The 582-nt window shown below is 78.4% G+C and carries 1 pseudogene; it reads left to right on the forward strand.

Annotation, left to right across the window (positions count from 1 at the left end):
- Positions 1-582 (forward strand): annotated as a pseudogene (locus ABEB16_RS22170) (hypothetical protein); the annotation flags it as partial.

Below are 582 nucleotides of genomic sequence, written 5' to 3' on the forward strand. Positions count from 1 at the left end.
GTGCTGGTCCTGCTCACCGCCGCGGTTCTGGTCGCCCTCGTCCCGCACGCCGCGGGCACCACGTGGGGCGCCGTGACGGGCGTCGTCGCGGGCGTCGACCCCTGGGCCTGCGCGGGGCTGGTCGCGCTGTGGGCCGCCGGCCTGTGGTGCTACACGTGGGTGCTCACCGCCGCGCTGCCGGGTCTGTCGCGCGGCCGGGCGCTGCTGCTCAACCTCTCCGGCAGCGCCGTCTCCAACGTGCTGCCGCTGGGCGGCGCCGCGGGTGTGGCGCTCAACGCCGCGATGACCCGCTCCTGGGGCCACAGCCGCCGCGAGACGGCCTCCTACGCCGTGGTGAGCAACGTCGTCGACGTCGTCGGCAAGCTCGTCGTCGCCGGTGGCATCACCGCCGTCTCGGCGCTGTCCCTGCACGCCGCCGGGCTCGACCCCGCCGGGTCCGGGGCGCTGCTGCTCACCGGTGCGGCCGTCGCCGTCGTCGGCCTGCCGCTCGGCCTGCTCGCCGTCTCCGCCCGCGCCACCGCCCTGCTCGGCCGCGGCCTGCAGCGGGTGGTGTCCGCCGCCGGCGCCGCCGCCGCCCACCAG

The sequence above is a fragment of the Kineococcus glutinatus genome, assembly GCF_039542765.1.
Taxonomy (GTDB): domain Bacteria; phylum Actinomycetota; class Actinomycetes; order Actinomycetales; family Kineococcaceae; genus Kineococcus_A; species Kineococcus_A glutinatus.